This is a genomic window from Streptomyces sp. NPDC050842 (genome assembly GCF_044456565.1).
Classification (GTDB): domain Bacteria; phylum Actinomycetota; class Actinomycetes; order Streptomycetales; family Streptomycetaceae; genus Streptomyces.
Genome location: NZ_JBITGA010000004.1, coordinates 586,032 through 605,918 on the forward strand (window position 1 = coordinate 586,032; position 19,887 = coordinate 605,918).

At 73.7% G+C, this 19,887-nt stretch carries 17 protein-coding genes; 5 read left to right on the forward strand and 12 right to left on the reverse strand.

Features of this window, described 5'->3' with window-relative positions; translation table 11 throughout:
- Positions 1–79: 79 nt before the first annotated feature.
- Together ACIBG6_RS15745 and ACIBG6_RS15750 are read left to right on the forward strand one after the other, a co-directional pair.
- Positions 80–1,654, forward strand: coding sequence for an alpha/beta hydrolase (locus ACIBG6_RS15745; protein ID WP_399223133.1), 1,575 nt, complete (start codon positions 80–82; stop codon positions 1,652–1,654).
- A 44-nt stretch (positions 1,655–1,698) separates the two neighbouring features.
- Entirely contained in the window at positions 1,699–3,273 is a 1,575-nt protein-coding gene (locus ACIBG6_RS15750; protein WP_399223134.1) for an alpha/beta hydrolase, read from the forward strand.
- Between the two features lie 80 nt (positions 3,274–3,353).
- Here the strand turns inward: ACIBG6_RS15750 and moeZ are convergent, their stop codons facing one another.
- From moeZ to ACIBG6_RS15810, 12 genes are all read right to left on the reverse strand, one after another.
- Positions 3,354–4,532, reverse strand: coding sequence for an adenylyltransferase/sulfurtransferase MoeZ (gene moeZ, locus ACIBG6_RS15755; protein ID WP_399223135.1), 1,179 nt, complete (start codon positions 4,530–4,532; stop codon positions 3,354–3,356).
- A 63-nt stretch (positions 4,533–4,595) separates the two neighbouring features.
- Complete coding sequence (locus tag ACIBG6_RS15760; RefSeq protein WP_399223136.1) at positions 4,596–5,342, reverse strand: spherulation-specific family 4 protein; 747 nt, start codon at positions 5,340–5,342, stop codon at positions 4,596–4,598.
- Positions 5,330–6,301 carry an NAD-dependent epimerase/dehydratase family protein gene (locus ACIBG6_RS15765; RefSeq protein ID WP_399223137.1) on the reverse strand — a complete coding sequence of 324 codons (972 nt, stop codon included), beginning with the start codon at positions 6,299–6,301 and terminating at the stop codon, positions 5,330–5,332. The genes ACIBG6_RS15760 and ACIBG6_RS15765 overlap by 13 nt, the downstream gene beginning before the upstream one ends.
- 192 nt (positions 6,302–6,493) lie before the next feature.
- Positions 6,494–8,170, reverse strand: coding sequence for a hypothetical protein (locus ACIBG6_RS15770; protein WP_399223138.1), 1,677 nt, complete (start codon positions 8,168–8,170; stop codon positions 6,494–6,496).
- Positions 8,163–9,809 (reverse strand): glycosyltransferase, encoded by a 1,647-nt coding sequence (locus tag ACIBG6_RS15775; RefSeq protein ID WP_399223140.1) that lies wholly within the window; start codon positions 9,807–9,809, stop codon positions 8,163–8,165. The genes ACIBG6_RS15770 and ACIBG6_RS15775 overlap by 8 nt, the downstream gene beginning before the upstream one ends.
- 190 nt (positions 9,810–9,999) lie before the next feature.
- A complete protein-coding gene (locus ACIBG6_RS15780; protein ID WP_399223141.1) occupies positions 10,000–11,652 on the reverse strand; it encodes a dipeptide ABC transporter ATP-binding protein in 1,653 nt (550 codons plus the stop codon).
- Complete coding sequence (locus ACIBG6_RS15785) at positions 11,649–12,638, reverse strand: ABC transporter permease (protein ID WP_399223142.1); 990 nt, start codon at positions 12,636–12,638, stop codon at positions 11,649–11,651. Before ACIBG6_RS15785 ends, ACIBG6_RS15780 begins: the two co-directional genes overlap by 4 nt.
- Positions 12,635–13,582: an ABC transporter permease gene (locus ACIBG6_RS15790; protein WP_399223372.1), complete on the reverse strand. Its 948-nt coding sequence runs from the start codon at positions 13,580–13,582 to the stop codon at positions 12,635–12,637. Before ACIBG6_RS15790 ends, ACIBG6_RS15785 begins: the two co-directional genes overlap by 4 nt.
- A gap of 41 nt (positions 13,583–13,623) precedes the next feature.
- The gene (locus ACIBG6_RS15795; protein ID WP_399223144.1) at positions 13,624–15,357 is read right to left on the reverse strand and encodes an ABC transporter substrate-binding protein; all 1,734 of its coding nucleotides are present in this window, start codon (positions 15,355–15,357) and stop codon (positions 13,624–13,626) included.
- 234 nt (positions 15,358–15,591) lie between these two features.
- Entirely contained in the window at positions 15,592–15,687 is a 96-nt protein-coding gene (locus ACIBG6_RS15800; protein ID WP_399223145.1) for an Ms4533A family Cys-rich leader peptide, read from the reverse strand.
- Positions 15,688–15,788: 101 nt separating this feature from the next.
- Positions 15,789–17,297 carry a DUF3152 domain-containing protein gene (locus ACIBG6_RS15805; RefSeq protein WP_399223146.1) on the reverse strand — a complete coding sequence of 503 codons (1,509 nt, stop codon included), beginning with the start codon at positions 17,295–17,297 and terminating at the stop codon, positions 15,789–15,791.
- Between the two features lie 8 nt (positions 17,298–17,305).
- Positions 17,306–18,271, reverse strand: coding sequence for an alpha/beta fold hydrolase (locus ACIBG6_RS15810; RefSeq protein WP_399223147.1), 966 nt, complete (start codon positions 18,269–18,271; stop codon positions 17,306–17,308).
- A 142-nt stretch (positions 18,272–18,413) separates the two neighbouring features.
- Between ACIBG6_RS15810 and ACIBG6_RS15815 the strand changes: the two genes are divergently transcribed.
- From ACIBG6_RS15815 to ACIBG6_RS15825, 3 genes are all read left to right on the forward strand, one after another.
- Positions 18,414–18,629, forward strand: a complete 216-nt coding sequence (locus tag ACIBG6_RS15815; RefSeq protein WP_399223148.1) for a hypothetical protein — start codon at positions 18,414–18,416, stop codon at positions 18,627–18,629.
- A 147-nt stretch (positions 18,630–18,776) separates the two neighbouring features.
- Entirely contained in the window at positions 18,777–19,436 is a 660-nt protein-coding gene (locus tag ACIBG6_RS15820; RefSeq protein WP_399223149.1) for a TetR/AcrR family transcriptional regulator, read from the forward strand.
- Positions 19,437–19,575: 139 nt separating this feature from the next.
- Positions 19,576–19,803, forward strand: a complete 228-nt coding sequence (locus ACIBG6_RS15825) for a DUF3107 domain-containing protein (protein ID WP_329621298.1) — start codon at positions 19,576–19,578, stop codon at positions 19,801–19,803.
- Positions 19,804–19,887: the final 84 nt, after the last annotated feature.

Below are 19,887 nucleotides of genomic sequence, written 5' to 3' on the forward strand. Positions count from 1 at the left end.
GGTGGCCCCGCGAGGCGGGGGCCACCCGTCCGGACCTCCGCCCCGCGCGGAGGCCCGGACGGCGGCCCACCATGGGCCTATGCCGATCTCCGCCGCCCAGCGCGCCGCCCTGATCACCGCCACGACCGTGCTGCTCGCCGCCGGGTGCTCGGACGGGTCGGACGACGGGACCGACACGGCGCAGCCGACCGGCTCGGCCGGACTCTCGGCGCTGACGGAACAGACTCTGGACTGGGCCCCCTGCCCGCCGCCGTCCGCGGCCGAGGGCGGCGGGCCCGCGCCCTCGCCGCTCCCCGGCGGCACGCCCTGGGAGTGCTCGTTCCTCAAGGCACCGCTGGACTGGGCGGCGCCGGCGGGCGAGACCATCGAGCTGGCCCTCATCCGGGCCAAGGCCCGCGACGCCGACGCCCGCATCGGCTCACTGATCTTCAACTTCGGCGGGCCCGGCGGCTCCGGCATCACCGGCCTGCCGGGCTTCGCCAACGAGTACGAGTCCCTCCGCTCCCGGTACGACCTCGTCTCCTTCGACCCGCGCGGGGTGGGCCGCAGCGAACCCGTCGAGTGCGCCACCGACAAGGAGCTCGACGCGTACTACGCCCTGGACTTCACGCCCGACGACGCGGCCGAGGAGCGGACCCTGTCGGACGCGCAGAAGACGTACGCGGCCGGGTGCGAGAGGGAGGCGGGGCCGGCCCTGCCGCACGTCGGCACCGAGAACGCCGCCCGGGACATGGACCTGATGCGCCAGGTCCTCGGCGACGACAAGCTCCACTACTTCGGCATCTCGTACGGCACGGAACTCGGCGGCGTCTACGCCCATCTCTTCCCGGAGAACGTGGGCCGGGCCGTCCTGGACGCCGTCGTCGACCCCGACGCGGGCGTCGAGGAAGGCGCTCTCGCCCAGGCGAAGGGCTTCCAGCTCGCCCTCGACAACTTCGCCCAGGACTGCGTGGACCGCGGCGACGAGTGCACCCTGCCCGGCACGAGCGTCGCTGAGATCGAGTCCTTCATCACCGACCTCCTGGCCGAGCTCGACGCGAAGCCGATCCCGGGCATCGGCGACCGCGAGCTGACCCAGACGCAGGCCACCAACGGCATCGCGCAGTCCCTGTACTCCAAGGAGTTCTGGCCCTATCTGGAGCAGGGGCTCGACGCGGCCGACGGCGGCGACGGCGCCCTGCTCCTCTCGCTCTCCGACTCGCTGAACGGACGCGGCCAGAACGGCACCTACAGCAACATCCAGGCCGCCAACGCCGCCATCAACTGCGTGGACTTCAAGGAGCGCTACACCCTCGGCCAGGCGAAGGAGCGGCTCGGCGAGTTCCGCGAGGCCTCCCCCGTCTTCGGCGACTTCATGGGCTGGGCGCTCGCGAGCTGCTCGCAGTGGCCGGTGCCGGGCACCTGGGAGCACCCGGACGTCTCCGCGTCCGGCGCGGACCCGATCCTGGTCATCGGCACCACCGGGGACCCGGCCACGCCGTACGAGGGCACGCGCGCGATGGTGAACGCGCTCGGCAAGGGCGTCGGCATCGAGCTGACGTACGAGGGCGAGGGCCACGGTGCCTACAACAGCGGCAACACCTGCGTGAAGAAGGCGACGGACGCGTACCTCCTGGACGGCAAGCTGCCGGCCTCCGGGACCGTCTGCAAGTGACGCGCCTCTAGGATGGCCGCCTTGCCGGGATCCTGGGGGAACACATGTCCATACGTGTACGCATGACGGTGCTCGCCGTGACCGGGCTGCTCGTCGCGGGCTGTACGAGCGGTGGGAACGACGGGAGCGGCGGGACCACGACGGCGGCCCCGTCCGCCACCACCCCGACGCCGCCACCGACCACCGACGCCAAGGCCTCGGAACCCGCCGCGGCCCCCGCGCTCCCCGCCTCCCTCACCGGCCAGCGCCTCGACTGGAAGCGCTGCGAGGCCCCGGAGAACGGCCGGCCGCCCGGTCCCGAGTGGCGCTGCGCGACGGTCAAGGTCCCGCTCGACCACGCGAAGCCCGAAGGCGCCACGACCCCCGTGGCCCTGATCCGCAAGGAGGCCGGCGACAAGGACGGCAGGATCGGCTCGCTCCTCTTCAACTTCGGCGGCCCCGGCGCCTCCGGCGTCGAGATCCTGCCGCAGGCCGCCGAGGAGTACGCGACGCTGGGCGAGCGCTACGACCTCGTCGGCTTCGACCCCCGGGGCGTGGGCGGCAGCGCCGGCGTGGTCTGCCGGGACGACGCCGAACAGGCCGCCGCCGAGGCCTCGGTGGACCTCACCCCGGACACCGCCGCCGAGGAGGCCGCGTACATCGAGGACAACACCGCCTTCGGCGCCGGCTGCGCCCGCCGCTCCGCCACGGTCCTCCCGCACACCACGACCACCGCCACCGCCCGCGACCTTGACCTGGTCCGGCAGGTCCTCGGGGACGACAAGCTCCACTACTTCGGCATGTCGTACGGGACGCAGCTCGGCGGCACGTACGCCCATCTCTTCCCGGCGAACGTGGGACGGCTCGTCTTCGACGCGGTCGTCGACCCGACCGCCGACACCACCGGGCACGCCCGCCACCAGACGATCGGCTTCCAGCGGGCCCTGGACAACTACCTGAAGAGCACCGGCGAGGACCCGAAGGCCGGGTCGGAGCGGATCGCGCGCCTGCTGCGGAAGCTGGACCGCGCGCCGCTGACCGTCGGCGACCGCCGGCTGACCGAGGGCCTCGCGCTCACGGGCATCGCGGTCACGCTGTACGGGCAGGCGAACTGGCCGCTGCTCACCCGGGCCCTGGCCGAGGCCGAACAGGGCCGCGGCGACGCTCTCCTCGCACTCGCCGACGCCTACAACGACCGTGACGAGAAGGGCCACTACGCGACCCAGTCGCACTCCCAGCGGGCGATCTCCTGCGCCGATTCCAGCGAGCGCCCGACGGCGGCGCAGGCGAAGGCGCTGATCCCCGAGTTCCGCGGGCTCTCCCCCGTCTTCGGGGCGTTCCTCGCCTGGGACACGGCCGGCTGGTGCGCGAACTGGCCGGTGAAGGGCGAGCGGACGACCCCGGAGGCGAGCGCCCCGGGCGCGGCCCCGATCCTCGTCGTCGGCACGACCGGCGACCCGGCGACCCCGTACGAGGGCGCGGAGAAGATGGCGAAGGAGCTCGGGGACGGCGTCGGCGTCCTGGTCACGAACAAGGGCGAGGGCCACGGCGCCTACGGCACCTCGCCGTGCGTGACGAAGAAGGTCGACGCGTACTTCCTGAAGGGCACGGTCCCGGCGTACGGCACGACCTGCGGGTGAGCACGGGAAAGGGCCCGGACCTCGTGACGAGGTCCGGGCCCTTCCGCGTACGAACTATCAGACCGGCTGAGCAGACCGGCTCAGTAGACCGGCTTCTCGGGCTCGATCTGGTGGACCCAGCCGATGACGCCGCCGCCGACGTGCACCGCGTCGGCGAAGCCCGCGGACTTGAGCACCGCGAGGACCTCCGCACTGCGGACACCCGTCTTGCAGTGCAGGACGATCCGCTTGTCCTGCGGGAGGTCCTGGAGGGCGGTGCCCATCAGGAACTCGCCCTTCGGGATCAGACGCGCGCCGGGGATCGAGACGATCTCGTACTCGTTGACCTCGCGGACATCGATGATGTCGATGTTCTCGCCCTCGTCGATCCACTCCTTGAGCTGCTTGGGAGTGATCGTCGAGCCGAGCGCCGCCTCCTGGGCCTCCTCGGACACGACGCCGCAGAAGGCCTCGTAGTCGATGAGCTCGGTGACGGTGGGGTTCTCGCCGCAGACCGCGCAGTCGGGGTCCTTGCGGACCTTGACCTGTCGGTACTGCATCTCCAGGGCGTCGTAGATCATCAGGCGGCCGACCAGCGGGTCGCCCACGCCGGCGAGCACCTTGATGGCCTCGGTGACCTGGATGGAGCCGATGGACGCGCACAGCACGCCCAGGACGCCGCCCTCGGCGCAGGACGGGACCATGCCCGGCGGCGGGGGCTCCGGGTAGAGGCAGCGGTAGCACGGGCCGTACTCGGACCAGAAGACCGAGGCCTGGCCGTCGAAGCGGTAGATCGAACCCCAGACGTACGGCTTGTTCAGCAGCACGCAGGCGTCGTTCACCAGGTAGCGCGTGGCGAAGTTGTCCGTGCCGTCGACGATCAGGTCGTACTGGCCGAAGATCTCCATCACGTTGTCGGCCTCGAGCCGCTCCTCGTGAAGGATCACGTTCACGTACGGGTTGATGCCGAGCACGCTGTCGCGCGCCGAGGCGGCCTTGGAGCGACCGATGTCGGCCTGGCTGTGGATGATCTGGCGCTGGAGGTTCGACTCGTCGACCTCGTCGAACTCCACGATGCCGAGCGTGCCCACGCCGGCGGCGGCCAGGTACATCAGCGCCGGCGAGCCGAGACCGCCGGCGCCGACACACAGCACCTTGGCGTTCTTCAGCCGCTTCTGCCCGTCCATCCCGACGTCCGGGATGATCAGGTGGCGGGAGTACCTGCGGACCTCGTCTACGGTGAGCTCGGCAGCCGGCTCGACCAGGGGTGGCAGCGACACGGGGACTCCGGTTGTCGGTATGTCAGTACGGTTGTTCTCCCCGTAACACTGCCACGCCCCTCCTCATTCCGAGACACCCGGTCCGATCCGCGAGACGATTTCGTCCCAGTAGCCGGGCAGCGAGTGGAATGGCGTGCTTTGTCCCCGACCCCCTGCCCGGTCGGTGAAGAAGATCGTCCCGGCCCCCTGCCAGCGGGCGACCCGCAGCGCCTCGTCGAGGTGGGTGCGCGGGACCCCGTGGACGAGGTGGACGAACTTCGCCTCCGCGTAGTCGGCGGTCCACTCCGCCACCTGTGACCAGCGGTAGTCCGTCCAGGCACCGGAGAACGTGACCAGCTGGTCGGCGGTCTCCGCGTACCCCGGGTGGGGGTGGGTGCCGTGCCCGAGGACGAGGTGCGCCTCGCCGCCGAGGACGGCCTCCAGGGTCGCCGTGAGCCGCCGCGTCCCGGACAGGTCGGCCCGGTCCGAGGGGGCGCGGTCCAGGTAGAAGCCGTCCACCCTGTACCAGTCGAGGAAGCGGTGGGCGTCCGAGACCAGCTCCCCGAAGGGCCGGGAGCCGTAGGCGAGGTCCAGGTGCCCGAGGACCCGGACCCCGGCGTTACGGAGCTTCCCCGCGGCCTCCAGGCAGTGCGGGTCGGGACGGCTGCCCGGGCCGTCCGCGACGTTGAGCACGGCCCAGTGCAGCGGGGTCCCGGGGCGGGTCAGCTCGGCCCACTCGACGGGGGCGAGCAGCGGGTGGGCGTAGCCGGGGACGCCCACCCCCAGCGCCTGGACCGCGCCCGTGGCGGTGGGCGTCGTCAGATGCGACACGCCGCCTCCATCCAGATGTCGGCGAGCGACTCCTCCAGGTTGATCCGGGGCCGCCAGCCGAGCCGGTCGCGGGCGGTGCGGACGTCGGCCTGCTGCCAGGGGCCGCAGCCGTCGGGGTACGGGTAGGGGGCGGCGGCCAGCTGGTCGGCGATGGTCCCCTCGGTGCGGGGCGCGCCGATCATCGGGCGCTGCGGCATGCCGTGCGGGGCGTCCAGCTCGTGGAGGTTGCCGGTGTAGCCGGCGACCCGGGCGAGCACGGCGGCGGCGTCGCGGAGCCGGACCGCGCGGCCGGTGCCGATGTTGACGACGCCCTGGGCGGCGGAGAGCGAGGCCGCGTGGACGGCCCTGGCCACGTCCCGTACGTCGACGAAGTCCCGCTGCACGCCGAGTCCGCTGAGCTTGAGCTCGCCGTCCCCGGCCTGCATCGCGCGGCGCATCGCCTCGGCGAGGCGGCCGAGCGGGGAGCCGGCGGGGGTGCCGGGGCCGACGGGCGAGAACACCCGCAGGACGACGGCGTCGAGGCCGGAGCCGAGGACGAGTTCGGTCGCGGCCAGCTTGGACACGCCGTACGGGCCGCCGGGGCGGGGTACGGCGTCCTCGGCCGTGGAGGAGCCGGGCTGGCTCGGCCCGTACTCCGAGGCGCAGCCGACCTGCACGAGCCGGGCGCCACAGCCGCTGCGGCGCAGGGCCTCGCAGACGGTGGCGACGGCGATGGTGTTGTGCCGGGTCAGTTCGCGGGCGCCGCCGCGGGTGGCGCCCGCGCAGTTGACGACGACCCCGGGGTGGACGGCGTCGAGGAAGCGGGTCAGCGCGCCCGGGCTGCCGGAGGCGAGGTCGAAACGTACGTCGGCGTCGTCGCCGCGGCCGAGGGCGGTGAGGTGGACGGCCGGGTCGGCGAGCAACCGGTCGGCGACGAAGCGGCCGATGAAGCCATTGGCTCCGAGCAGTAGCACCCTCATCGTGCGGCCCCTACGTGCCGACCGGCCGGTCCTTGGGATCGAGGGGTCATGGTCTTCGGTCTCCTTGCGGGGTGAATGAGAGAGGTGACGGGGCACGCCCGCGGCGTCGGCTCCGCGGGTGCGAAGAGGGGTCTCGGCGGGAGGCTCGGCGGGGTGGTGGTTGCGGTGGTCGCCGGGCCTTCGCTCGGGTTCTCACGGGGTGGCTGTGTGGGCCGAGGCCCGGGCGAGGGCGCCGGTCGCGTGGGCCAGCAGGCCGAGCGCGACGGCGCCACAGACGAGGGTGGGTACGGCCCCGGCTCCCGCGGCGGCGGCGAGGGCGCGCACGGGTGCGGCGAGCGCGTCGAAGCCGGGGACGGGGATACGGGCGGCGAGGACGCTCGCGAGGGCGAGGGCCTCGGCGGCGCAGGCGGCGGCGAGCGCGGCGGAGGCCGTCTCGGGGAAGCCGTGGACGGTGAGGAGCCGGGCGAGCAGCAGGAGCGCGCCGAGGGCGAAGGCGCCCGGGCTGAATCCGGTGAGGGCGAGCAGGGCCGTGAGGGCGAGGAGCTGGAGCGTCACGGTGCCGAGGAGCAGAGGCCGGGTTCCGGCGGCGAAGTCCGCGAGTCCCCGGCTGTCGGCGATCCGGCGGCGGGACCGGCTCGCGAAGACGTGGGCGCCCCAGGCGGCGGGGGCGACGGCGAGGGCGAGGGGCAGGAGGGGGCCGGGGGCGAGGTCCCAGGGCCCGTCGGGGCCGCCCGCCAGCACCTGCGCCAGGAGTCCGTCGCCGGCGAGGGCGTACGCGAGGAGCCAGACGGTCCAGAGGCGCGCGGCGGGCACGGTCCGGCCGCCGGGGGCGCGGAGCGGTCCGCGCCGGACGGCGAGGAGGAGCGCGCCGGTGAGCGCGACGGCTCCGGCGGCGCCGACGGCGAGGCGGACGGTCCCCTGGGTGAGGGTGAGCCCGAGCCCGGCGAGCGCGGCGGCGGCGCCGGGTGCGAGGGCGGCGAGCACCCAGTCGGCGCGGGCCCGCTCGCCCGGCGCCGGGGCCGGGGGCGTGCCGGTGCCGCGCGGCACGCGCACGTACAGCTCCTCGGCGAGCGCGAAGACGTCCCGGTGCCGGAAGCGGGCGGCCGTCCGGTCGGTGAACCCCTGCGCTTCGAGCCCGGCGGCGATCTCCAGCGGGTCGACGGCGCGCTCGCACAGCTCCCGGTGCCGGTGCATGAGCACCTTGACGGGATCGGCGTTGCCGCGCCGCGGCCGGGGGGGCGAGACCGAGGACCCGGCCACCGGCGCACCCGCGCCCTCGGCCGACACGGGGCCCCCGTCGCCGGTCCGGTCGGCCGGGGCGAGCGCGTCCGCGGAGGCGAGCGCGTCCGCCGGGGCCGGCCCTTCCACCGGGGCGAGCGTGTCCATCGAGATCGGCGCTTCCGCCCGGTTCCGCCCTTCCGTCGGGTTCCGCCCTTCCGCCGGGGCGAGCGGGCCCGCCGGGGCGAACGCGTCCGCCAGGGCGGACGTCTCGGTCCTGGGCAGCTCCCCCGATCGGGTGGGCGCCGGGGCGAGTGACTCCGCCGGGGTGAGCTCACCCGTCCAGGTCGGATCCTTCGCCGCGGCCATCCAGGCGAGACCCCGCTCCGGAGCGTCACAGCGGTCGGCGCCCGGGGAAGCGGGCGGTGTGTCGGCCGGTGGGGCCTCGGGTGCCGGGGCTATCCCGGGCGGCGCGGTGTCCGCGGTGTCCGCGGCGTCCCACGCGTCCGGTGCGTCCGCCGGGAGGTCGCTCGTCTCGGCGCCGGCCGGGGTCAGGGCCGGGGTGCCGAGGAGGGCTTCGGAGCGGGCGTCCCAGGCTCCGGGGCTCGTGGGGGCGGCGGGGCCGCGCATGGGGGTGCCTCCTTCAGGCATCGGGGGCTCCTGTGCCCGCGGTCACGGCCTGGTGCGTCCAGCTGCCGGGCACGTGGGCCTCGGCCGGGTGGGCGAAGGGCACGCCGTCCCCGGGGCGGTGGCGCACCGGCGCGTGGGAGAGAAGTTCCAGGTAGATGCCGCGGAACGCGGCGAGGTTCTGGTCGACGGTGAAGAGTTCGAGCGCGCGGGCGCGGGCCGCGGCACCCAGCCGGTGGCGGCGCTCGGGCTCCCGGAGCAGCGCGAGGCACGCGTCGGCGAGCGCGCGCGGGTTGCGCGGCGGGACGACGAGGCCGGTGCCGCCGATGACCTCGACGACCGCGCCGACGTCGGTCGAGACGGTGGCGCGGGCGCAGAACATCGCCTCGACGAGGCTGGTCGGGAAGCCCTCGACGACGCTGGAGAGGACGACGACCGCTGCGGAGGCGTAGGTGTCCTCCAGGGTGGGCGCCTCGGGCCCGCCGAGCTCCTCGAAGGTGACGGGGTTCTCGCCGACGGCGTGCGCCCCCGGGGCCTCGTCGGGGAAGAGCTGCGCCGCGAACCCCTTGCAGTGCGTGAGGTACGCGTCGGCGGCGGGCTCGCCGGTCGGCACGGCGACGATCCGCAGCCGGACGTCGGGCTGCCGGGCCCGGATCTCGCCGAAGGCGTGGAGCAGGGCGACGAGGTCCTTGGCGGGTTCGACGCGGCCGACCCAGACGAGGGTGGTCGGGTCGCCGCTCTCCTCGTCCTCGCCGACCTCGGCGAAGCGGTCGGCGGCCAGGCCGGGGTGGACGGTGCGGATACGGGCGCGGTCGGCGCCGCACTTCTCCTGCCAGCGTCGGGCGTGGGCGTTGCCGGGGGTGAGGAGCGCGGCCTGCCGGTAGGTCTCGGCGGCGAGCCGGCCGTGGAGCGAGGCGAGGAGGCCGCGCAGGGGGACGGAGCGGTCGGCGGCGGCCGGCGAGAGGTAGTGGGCGCGGAGCCGGACCCCGTACTCCGTGACGAGGAGCGGCGTCCCGAAGAAGCGTTTGGCCAGGAGGCCGGGGAGCGCGGTCGTACCGCCGGCGGTGGCGTGGCAGACGTCGACGGCGCCGAGCGCGTCCTCCTCGTACCAGTCGAGGGAGAGAGGGCGCAGGGCGCGCTCCAGGTGGTCGACGAAGGCGAGGTGGTCGGGGAGGCCGGCCGCCGCCGCGGTCCGGCGTGCGCCGGGGGCGCGGCAGGCGGCTTCGAGGGCGCGAACGGCGTCGTCGGAGCGGAGCGCGCCGGGCAGTCCGCCGCGCTCGCGGGCGAGGTCGGCGAGGGCGTGGAGCCCGGTGGCGAAGGACGTCTCGTCGTGTTCGGCGCAGAGGCCGGTGGCGAGGGCGTGGAAGCCCTCGGTGAAGCGGCGGCGCTCGCGGCGTCCGTAGGCGCGGCGGGAGGCGCGGTCGTCGCCGAAGGCGGCCCGCTCGACGCGGCTCCCCGGGGTGGTGTCGGCATGGGGGCCGCTCACGTCCCCTGTGCGGACGGTCCGGGCGTTCGGGGGCAGCGGGGCCGTGGTGCCGGTGGGGCCGAGGGCGTAGACGTCGAACTGGTGCTGCCCGAGCCCGTGTACGAGCCGTTCGCACCAGAGTCCGGCCTCACCGGCGGCGTACGGGTGGCCACCCTCCGTGAGCAGTGCGATCCGCACGAGTGCACCCCCGATCTCCCTTGACGTCGGCCACCGTTGGTCCGGCGACTCGCAGCGGGAAGAACGTAAGCGGAGATACCGGTGGTGCGATGGACGGTTGTCCGTCGCACCACCGGAAGGGGTGAATGCACGTAACTTTCCCACCCCGGTCGCGTTCGGTCGCGGTACGCGGCGGATCGGTTACGGATTGTCAGGCCGGGGCCAGTTCCCGGCGCCGCCCCCGGCGCTCGGCCGCGAGGAGCGGGTCGAGGGACGGAACGGCGGCGAGCAGCCGGCGCGTGTACGGATCCTGGGGTGCGCCGTACACCTCCTCGACCGTGCCCTGCTCGACGATCCGCCCGCCGCGCATGACGGCGACGCGGTCGCTGACCTGCCGGACGACGGCGAGGTCGTGGGCGATGAAGACGAGCCCGAGGCCGAGTTCGGCCTGGAGCTCGGCGAGGAGCGCGGTCACCTGGGCCTGGGTGGTGACGTCGAGGGCGGAGACCGGTTCGTCGCAGACGACGACCCGGGGCTCGGCGGCGAGCGCGCGGGCGATGCCGACGCGCTGGCGCTGGCCGCCGCTGAACTCGTGCGGGTAGGCGTTGTGACGGTCGGGTTCGAGCCCCACCCGGTCGAGCAGCTCCCGTACCCGGGAGCGGATCCGGGTCTCGTCGCGCTCCCCCGCCGCGCGCAGCGGGTCGGCGATCGACTCGCCCACGGAGCGGCGCGGGTTGAGGGAGGCGACGGGGTCCTGGAAGACCATCTGGAGTTCGCGGCGGTACGGGCGCAGCTCCCGGTCCGACCGGGTGCCGATCTCCGTACCCCCGTAACGGAGCCGGCCCCCTGTCGGATCGAGGAGCCGCACCAGCATCCGGCCGAGGGTGGTCTTTCCGCTGCCGGACTCCCCGACGACGCCGAGGGTTTCACCGGCGTGGACGGTGAGGGAGACGCCGTCGACGGCGGTCACCGCGCCCTTGCCCCGCCCGAACTCCCGCCGCAGGTCGACCGCTTCGAGGAGCGGTTCGCCGGCGGGCGCGGGGGCGGCGGGCCGCACCGGCCCGTCGAGCCGGGGCACGGCGCCGAGCAGCCTGCGCGTGTACGGCTCCGAGGGGGCGCCCAACACCCCGGCGACGGGCCCGCGTTCGACCTCGCGGCCGCCGCGCATGACGAGCACGTCGTCGACGCTCTCGGCGGCCACGCCCACGTCGTGGGTGACGAGGAGCAGCGCGGTGCCCGTCTCGCGCCGGAGCTCGTGCAGCAGGTCGAGGATCTGGGCCTGCACGGTGACGTCGAGGGCGGTGGTCGGTTCGTCGGCGACGATGATCCGGGGGGCGCAGGCGAGGGCCATCGCGAGGAGGGCGCGCTGGCGCATGCCGCCGCTGAACTCGTGCGGGCGGGAGCGGGAGCGGCGGGCCGCGTCGGGGATGCCGACCCGGTCGAGGACCTCCACGGCGCGGGCGCGGGCGTCCCGGCGGGAGCCTCCGGCGTGGATCCGGTGGACCTCGGCGATCTGGTCGCCGACGGCGTAGTAGGGGTCGAGGGCGGACAGCGGGTCCTGGAAGACCATCGCGGCGACCCCGCCGCGCAGTCTCCGCAGCTCGCCCGGGCCGGCGGTGCCGACGTCGATGCCGCCGACCCGTACGGAGCCGGTGACCCGCGCGCCCGTCCCCCGGTGGAGGCCGAGGAGGGCGGAGGCGACGGTGGACTTGCCGCTGCCGGACTCGCCGACGAGCGCCAGGGCGCGGCCTGCGCCGAGGGTGAAGGAGAGCCCGTCCACGGCCCGTACGGGGTCGCCGTCGCGGTCGAACTCGACGGTGAGGTCCCGGACTTCCACCAGAGGGCCTTCGCTGTGCGGGGTCACGTCAGGACCACCCTTCGGTCGGCGGCGGCGTACAGCAGGTCGGCGACGAAGCCGGCGAGGACGACGGCCACGCCCATCACCATGACCACGCCCACCACCACCGGCAGGTCGATCTCGCGCACGCCGTCGATGAGGGTCTTGCCGAGTCCGGGGATGCCGAAGAGGGACTCGGTGAGCACGGCCCCGCCGAACATCGAGCCGAGGTCGACGGCGCTGATCGCGATGACGGGCGGGACGGCGCCGCGCAGGGCGTGGCGGGTGACGACGGCCCGCTCCCCCACGCCATAGGCGCGGAAGGTGCGGATGTGGTCCTCGGCGAGCGTCTCCAGGGTGGAACTCCTGGTGAGACGCGCGTATTTGGCGGATTCGAAGAAGCCGAGGGTCAGCCAGGGCAGCAGCATGTTCCAGCCCCACTGCTCGGGGTCCTCGCCGAGGGGGACGTAGCTCGGGAAGGGCAGCCACTGGAGGTGGGCGCAGACGACCATGAGGAGCAGCAGCCCGAGGATGAAGACGGGCGTGCCGGTCCCGGCGAGGGTGAGGACGGTGAGGATCCGCTCGGTCGGGCCGCCCCGGCGCAGCGCCGAGAGCAGTCCGGTGCCGACGCCGACGACGAGCCAGACGACGAGCGCGCCGAGGGCGAGCGAGGCGGTGGCCGGGAGCCGCTCCAGGATGAGCCGGGTGACCTGCTGGTCGTTCTGGTACGAGAGTCCGAGGCAGGGCGCGTCGCAGTGCACGACGGAGGTGCCGGTGGAGTAGTCGCGGCCCGCGAAGACGCCCTGGAGGAAGTGCAGGTACTGAGCGACGACGCTCTCGTTCAGGCCGAGCCGCTCGCGCACCTGGGCCACCTGCTGGGGGTTGCAGCGCTCCCCGCAGGCGAGCCGGGCCGGGTCGCCGGGCGCCACGTAGAAGAGGGCGTACACGAGGACCGAGAGCGCCAGGAGGACGAGCGCGGCACCCGCGAGCCGCTTGAGGACGTAGCGGGTCATCGGGAGTTCTCCTTACGGGTGCCCACGCGCAGGCGGCTCGCCTCGCGCGGGTCGAGCGCCGTGCGGACCGCGTCGCCGAGGACGGTGAAGGCGAGCACGGTGACGAAGAGCAGTCCGGCGGGCAGCAGGACGTACGCGGGGTCGGCGCGGAACCAGGTCTGCGCGGTCGACAGCATCTGTCCCCAGGACGGGGTGGGCGGGGTGACGCCCACGCCGAGGAAGGAGAGGGAGGCCTCCACGACCATGTTGGTGGGGACGAGGATCGCCGCGTAGGTGATGACGGGCGCGGCGAGCGCGGGCAGCAGTTCGCGGCGGGCCGTCCGCCACCGTCCGGAGCCCGCGAGCCGGGACGCGGCGACGTGGTCGAGGCTCTTGAGGGTGAGCGTCTGGGCGCGCACGATCCGGGAGGTGCCCGCCCAGCCGAGCAGGCCGATGACGAGGATCAGCAGCAGCGGGCGAGGGAAGTCCCGGGGGACGACGGCGGTCAGCGCGATGGCGAGGACCAGCATGGGCAGGGCGACGAGCACGTCGGTGATCCGGCCGAGGAGGCCGTCGACCCAGCGGCTGCCGAGCCCGGCGGCGAGGCCGATGCCGACGCCGAGGGCGACCTGGACGGCGGTGGCGCCGACGGCGACGAGGAGCGAGATCCGGGCTCCGTACAGGAGGCGGACGAAGAGGTCGCGGCCGGTGCCGGGTTCGACGCCGAGCCAGTGGTCGGCGCTCGCTCCGCCGAAGGAGCCGTACGGGACGCCGCCGCGGGCCGAGTCGACGAGGTCGTCGTGGTACGCGTACGGGTCCTGGCCCTCGAGGGCGGCGAGCAGCGGCGCCGCGAGGGCGAGGAGGACGAGCAGGAGGAGGACCCCGGCGGAGAGGAGGGCGGCGGGGCGGGTGCGGATCCGCCGCCAGGCCTGCCGGGCGGCGCCCGTGGCGGGGGTGCCCGCCACGGGCGCCGTCGGATCGGCGAGCGGGGTGCCGGTCGGTGCGGTCACTTGACCGCGACCTGCGAGATGTCGAGGACGCCGGTCCAGTCGCTGATGACGACGTTCTTGATGTCCTTGCCGACGAGCCGCTTGTAGACCGGGTGGAAGAGGGGCACGTCGAGTGCCTTCTCGCCGATCTTCTTGTCGAGGGCGCCCCAGCGGGCGGCGGCGGCCTGGAGGTCGGTGAGCTTGTTGATCTCGTCGATCTCCTTGTTCACCGCCGGGTCGTTCAGCTGGGCGTGGTTGTAGTTGGAGCCGTCGGCGACGATCTGGCGGCCGTCGAAGATCGGCGCGAGGAACGGGCCGCCGGCCGGCCAGTCGGCGCCCCAGCGGGAGAGGAAGAGGCCGGGCGCGTCCTTGACGCTCCAGCGCTTCTCGTTGAAGGAGTTGGGCTCCTGGCCGTCGAGCTTCACCGTGATGCCGGCCTTGCCGAGGGCCTCCTGCACGGCGGTGGCGATCTCGGGGCTGGTGGCGCGGTTCTGGGCGGTGGAGTGCAGGAGGGTGACGGTGAGCCCGCCCGGGAACCCGGCTTCCTTCAGGAGCTGCTTGGCCTTCTCCGGGTCGCCCGTCTTCCCGGCCGGGAAGTGGTCGTAGGGCGTGAAGCCGAAGGACTTCTGCTCCGGCAGGAAGGTGGTGGCGGGCTCGGCGAGGGCGGAGCCGCCGGCGGCGTTGACGACGCTGGTGCGGTTGACCGCGTACGAGATGGCCTGGCGCACCTTCGGGTTGTCGAAGGGCTTCACCTTGGGGTTGAAGGCGAGGTAGTTGGTGAAGCCGAAGTGGCCGGTGCCGACGCGGGCGGCGAGCGCCTTGTCGGAGCCGATCTGGGCGAGTTCGGCCGGACCGAGGTTGGTGTCGGTGGTGACGGCGGCGGAGTCGGCCCCGGAGGAGGTGGCGAGGCGCTGGTTGATGACGGCCTCGTCGAGCCCGGACCGGACGTCGACGCGGTCCGGGTAGGCCTTGCGCTCCTCGTCGGTCTTCGGGTCCCAGTGCTCGTTGCGCTCCAGGACGAGGCGCTCGCCGTCGTTCTCGTTCTTCACGACCTTGTACGGGCCGGAGGAGACGGGGTGCTCCTCGTACGTCGCGCCGGTGTCCTTGGCCTGGGGGACGGGGGCGAACTGGGTCTGCGTGGCGACGAAGGGGAACTCGCCCTCGGGCTTCCTCAGCTTGAAGACGATGGTCCGGGCGTCGGGCGTGACGACGGACGCGAGCCCCTTCTTGTCCTTGTACGGGCCCTCGTACGTGTCGCCGCCGACGAGCCAGTCACGCAGGTAGGGGGCGCCGCCGGAGAGTTCGGCGGCGAAGGAGCGCTCGATGCCGTACTTGACGTCGGCGCTGGTGATCGGTGTGCCGTCCTCGAACTTCAGCCCCTCCTTGAGGGTGTACGTCCACTCCGTGGCGTCCTTGTTCGGGCGGCCGAGGTCGGTGGCGAGGTCGGGGACGACCTTGCTGCCCGCCGCGCCCGCCTCGCGGTTGCGGGTGGTGAGCGTACGGAAGACGAGGGAGGGGACGTTGCCGCCGCCGGAGGTGTAGAGGCGGGCGGGGTCGAAGTCGGTCTGGGCCTCGCTGTTGAGGACGGTGAGCGTGCCGCCCTTCTGCGGGGTGCCCGCCGCCGCCTTGCCGGCGGAGCCTCCCTTGGCGCCGGTGTCCTCGGGTCCCGCGCAGGCGGCGGCGCCCGAGGCCAGGACGAGACTGACGGCGGCCGCTGCCACGCGGCGCGAAATGACGGACGATTGACGCATCGGAGAAGACCTCTCGGAGAACTGCGGGCGGGGAAAAGGGAATTCCGCGCAGGCAGCGGCGAGCGGTCGGTTCTCCGGGACGAATACGGAGAGCCGGAACGGCACATACGAATAGCCGCGCCTGCGGGAGGGGAACACCCGGGCGCGGAAAGGCGTCGGCGGTACGAAAGAAAAAGGGGCCGACGGGCGCTCGGGCTGGGGGTACCACCCGGGCCTCTGGACCCAGGGGGAGCGTCAGCTACAGAGAATGTCGGCCACGGCGTGCCGGTTCACGCCGATGAGCGCCAGCTCAATGGCGGCGCGATCGAAGGCGACGTGACGGTGCGACATGCCGAGAAATATGAACGAACGCACGAGCGATGTCAACGCGCATTCAGGGATTCCCGAGACGCACGTCTCACCATGTGATCATCGCCGGATCGGACGGTACATCAACTTCCGGGATACACCCAGGGGTTGGGACGGCAGGCGATTCCGCCGACCCGCAGCGACTTCGTCTGCTGCTGCATCACGGGCGCGAGCGCTCCGGGCGTGCTGCAGCTCACATGGCCGTGCCCGAGCCGGTGCCCGACCTCGTGATTGATGAGCATCTGGCGATACGCGTACATGGCCTTGGGCCCGAAGGTCTCCGAGCCCTGCGCCCAGCGGTACGCGTTGATCATCACGCGCTCGGTGCTGGCGGAATCGCAGGACACGTTGTCGACCGTCGTGTCGAGTCCGGACTTGTCGCACCACTCCCCGGTGGTGCCGGGGCTCGCGAGCGTGATGACGAACTCGGGCTCTCCGGTGGAGATCCGCTCGAAGGTCATCGCCCCCTGGCCGGCCCAGCTGCGTTCGTCGTTGAGCGTCTTGTGCACGGCCGAGGCGAAGAGCTCGGGGTCGAGCCCGATCCCCTTCTCGACGTCGATCCGATAGCGGACGAGCCGCCCCTTGCCCGGCGCCTTCTGGAAGCCCGGCACGGCCTCGAACTCTCCGGAGCCGTCCAGCTTCGGGTCGATCGGGAACTGGCGGGTCATCAGCTGCTCGTACGTCGGTGCCGGGGCCGCCGCGGACGCGGCGGGCTTGGCGGGCTTGGCGGTCGCCGGACGCGAGGGGGTGATCCGGTCGTCGGAACGGGAGGCGGAGGTGTCGCCCGAGGCGCGCTCGGCCGGCCCGTCGGCGGCGCGCGTGGTGCTGGGCGCGGCCCCCCGGTCGGCGACCTGTCCGGCGACGACCACGGCGAGGACGGTGGTGACGGCGGCGGCCGCGATGCCGGTGAGAGTGCGGCCCTTGAAGGTCCGGCCGGGCGGCTCGTCGGCCGGCTTCCCGGCTTCGCCCTCCGCGTCGGCCAGGCTCTCGCGCCGGGGCCCGGGGATGAACGGCCCCTGGGGATCGGCCTGTTCGGACGGGGGTGCGTCCTGCTCGGGCGCGGCGGCCCGGTGCGAGCCGCGCCGGCGGCCGTACCCCTCGGGCCCCGGTCCGGTGCCCTCGTCGTGCTGCGGATGTCCGCCGCGTACGGGAGCGGGAGTGGTCCCGTAGGCGGGGACGCCGTACGCGGGCGTGCCCGGGGTCCCGTGCGCCGGGGTGTCGTAGGCCGCGCCGCCGTACCCCTGCCGTCCGTAACCCTGATCGCCGGAACCCTGGCCGCCGTACGTCTGCGGCCCGTACGGAGACGAGCCGTACTGCGGGGCTCCGTACGGAGGCGCTCCGTTCTGCTGCGCTCCGTACCGAGGGGTCCCGTGCGCGGGCGTACCGGCGGCGTCCTGGCCGTCGCCCGGCGCCCTGCGGCGGCGCCCCGTGCCCCCGGCCTGCCCGGGTGCTCCCCCGGGCTGCGCGGTCCCGGCCGTCCGGGGCTGCCCGGCCGCGCCCTGCGCCGCCGCCCCCGTCGTCCGTCCGGCCGCCGCGCGCTGCTCGGTGCCGGGCACCGAGGGCGCGGAGCCCTTGCGACTATGTCGTCCCACGCCCCGGCTCAGCTCCCGCCGTCTTCGGCGATCAGTTCCCGCGCGGCCTGGGCGACCGTCTCGGGATACTCCATCATCGCCACGTGCCCCGCCTCCGGCAGGGTCAGCAGGCGCGAGCCGCGGAAGGCGGCGGCCGCCTTCCGGGCCATCCGGTACGAGACGAGCTGATCGCGCCCGCCGTAGACGAGGAGTGTCGGGGCGAGCACGCGCTCGGCCTGCCGCCACAGCCCGTGCTGACCGCCGAGCGTGTACGCGTCGACGATGCCGCGCGAGGAGCGGGCCATGGCGTCCCAGAAGTACGGGAGCTCCAGGCGCCGCTCCATCTCCTCGACGGCGTGCCGGAGCCCTTCGTCGCTGACCCGGCCGGGGTCCCCGTAACAGAGCGAGAGAACCCCGCGGACCCGCTGCTCGGGCGTCCAGTCCCGGGAGAGCCTCGCGAAGAGCGAGGCCACGCCGGGCACCGCGAGCATCACGGTGGGCCAGGCGGTGCGCTGGGCGCGCAGCTCGGGCAGGGCCGGGGCGATCAGGGTGAGGGTGCGGACCAGGTCGGGCCGCACGGCGGCGACGCGGGTGGCGACGGCGCCGCCCAGCGAGTTGCCGAAGAGGTGGACCGGTCCGCGCCCGCCGGCGTCCAGGAGCCGGATGACGGCCCGGGCGTGCCCAGTGACCGAGTAGTTGCCGTCGTCGGGCGGCGGGGAGTCGCCGAAGCCGGGCAGGTCGACGGCCTCGCCGTCGACCTGGTCCGCGAGCAGCGGCATGAGCGCCGACCAGTTCTGCGAGGAGCCGCCCAGACCGTGGACGTACAGCGCGGGCGGCAGACCGGCGCGGTTGCCGGGGCGGGCGCGCACGGTGAGCGTGAGTCCGGGCAGGGCGACGGAGCGGAGCTCCTCGCCGTCGGCGACCCGTACGGCGCGGATCCGCGGCGCCTGCGGTGCGGCGGCGGTCCGGGTTTCCGGCAGCTCGGTCGAGGGCATGGCCGCAATATTACGAGACGATCACGCGGGGGCGCGTGTGGGTGCCGTCACAAGTGCGTGTGCGGCGGGGCGCGTGTGCTCCTACGCTCGAAGGGAGGGCCATCGGAGAGGACCGCGGACCCCGCGCGCCGGAAGGAACCTCATGACTGTCGATCCGACCGAGCCGGACACATTCGCCGAGGAAGAGGCCGCAGTGCTCGACCAGGAAATCCCCGAGGCCGACGCGGCCGAACAGCACACCGAACTGCAGCAGCGCGAGGACGAGCACCCCACACATATCGAGCACGAGTCGGCGGACGAGGCCGACGCGACGGATCAGACGCGTGTCGTCGCCCTCGACGAGGACGACTACCGCTGATTTGTTCGGTTTAATCTTGAATCGACTGTCGACCAGGGCGTCCGGTCCGTGAAATTCTGCGTTCGCACCGCGCACAGCCGGGTTACCCAAAAGTACGATGGGCCGCGCGGCGCGACAGCGCACATGGATCGATTCTTGGGAGGCCGCGTGAGCGCCATCGAGCAGACAGAGGCCGCACGCCCTCGGGGCACGCGCCTGCCGCGGCGCGCCCGACGGAACCAGCTGCTCGGCGCGGCCCAGGAGGTCTTCGTCGCCCAGGGGTACCACTCCGCGGCGATGGACGACATCGCGGAGCGGGCGGGTGTCAGCAAGCCGGTGCTGTACCAGCACTTCCCCGGAAAGCTCGAGCTCTACCTGGCCCTGCTCGACCAGCACTGCGAGTCCCTCCTGCAGTCGGTGCGCACGGCCCTGGCCTCCACCACGGACAACAAGCTCCGCGTCGCGGCGACGATGGACGCCTACTTCGCGTACGTCGAGGACGAGGGCGGCGCCTTCCGGCTGGTCTTCGAGTCCGATCTGACCAACGAGCCGGCCGTGCGCGAGCGCGTGGACCGGGTCAGCCTCCAGTGCGCCGAGGCGATCTCCGACGTCATCGCCGAGGACACCGGGCTCTCGAAGGACGAGTCGATGCTGCTCGCCGTGGCGCTCGGCGGCGTCTCCCAGGTCGTCGCCCGCTACTGGCTGTCCAGCGAGTCGGTGATCCCCCGCGAGAAGGCGGTGGGGCTGCTGACCTCGCTCGCCTGGCGCGGCATCGCGGGCTTCCCGCTGCACCCGGTCGACGGCCAGCTGAGCGCCGAGGGCCACTGACCCGCCTTCGGCGGCATTCCCGCGTGCTGTTCGCTCCTGGCGTGCCGCCACTGAGCCGTGCGCGTCCCCTCACCGGGCTAATGTGTGCAGCGTACGGCGCGGAAGTCGCGCAACGCTGACCGTTCGGAGGGACATAGCCGTGGAGGTCAAGATCGGCGTGCAGCACGCACTGCGGGAGATCGTTCTGGAGAGCGGGCAGTCCGCCGAGGAGGTGGAGCGCGCGGTGGCCGACGCTCTGGCCGGCAAGGCGCAGCTGCTCAGCCTGTCGGACGAGAAGGGCCGCAAGGTCCTCATCCCGGCCGAGAAGATCGCGTACGTGGAGCTCGGCGAGCCCGCCGTGCGTCGGGTGGGCTTCGGCGCCCTCTGAGTCCCGGATCTACGGGAAAGGCCCGGCGGACCGTCACGGTCCGCCGGGCCTTTTCGTGTCGAATGGCCACGTCAGGGGGTACGG

Bases quoted from the DNA above. Each gene is read 5' to 3' on its own strand.
- ACIBG6_RS15785 (WP_399223142.1), bottom strand. From the start codon at position 12,638: ATGACCCGCTACGTCCTCAAGCGGCTCGCGGGTGCCGCGCTCGTCCTC.
- ACIBG6_RS15800 (WP_399223145.1), bottom strand. From the start codon at position 15,687: ATGTCGCACCGTCACGTCGCCTTCGATCGCGCCGCCATTGAGCTGGCG.
- ACIBG6_RS15810 (WP_399223147.1), bottom strand. From the start codon at position 18,271: ATGCCCTCGACCGAGCTGCCGGAAACCCGGACCGCCGCCGCACCGCAG.
- ACIBG6_RS15745 (WP_399223133.1), top strand. From the start codon at position 80: ATGCCGATCTCCGCCGCCCAGCGCGCCGCCCTGATCACCGCCACGACC.
- ACIBG6_RS15750 (WP_399223134.1), top strand. From the start codon at position 1,699: ATGTCCATACGTGTACGCATGACGGTGCTCGCCGTGACCGGGCTGCTC.
- ACIBG6_RS15765 (WP_399223137.1), bottom strand. From the start codon at position 6,301: ATGAGGGTGCTACTGCTCGGAGCCAATGGCTTCATCGGCCGCTTCGTC.
- ACIBG6_RS15795 (WP_399223144.1), bottom strand. From the start codon at position 15,357: ATGCGTCAATCGTCCGTCATTTCGCGCCGCGTGGCAGCGGCCGCCGTC.
- ACIBG6_RS15815 (WP_399223148.1), top strand. From the start codon at position 18,414: ATGACTGTCGATCCGACCGAGCCGGACACATTCGCCGAGGAAGAGGCC.
- ACIBG6_RS15770 (WP_399223138.1), bottom strand. From the start codon at position 8,170: ATGCCTGAAGGAGGCACCCCCATGCGCGGCCCCGCCGCCCCCACGAGC.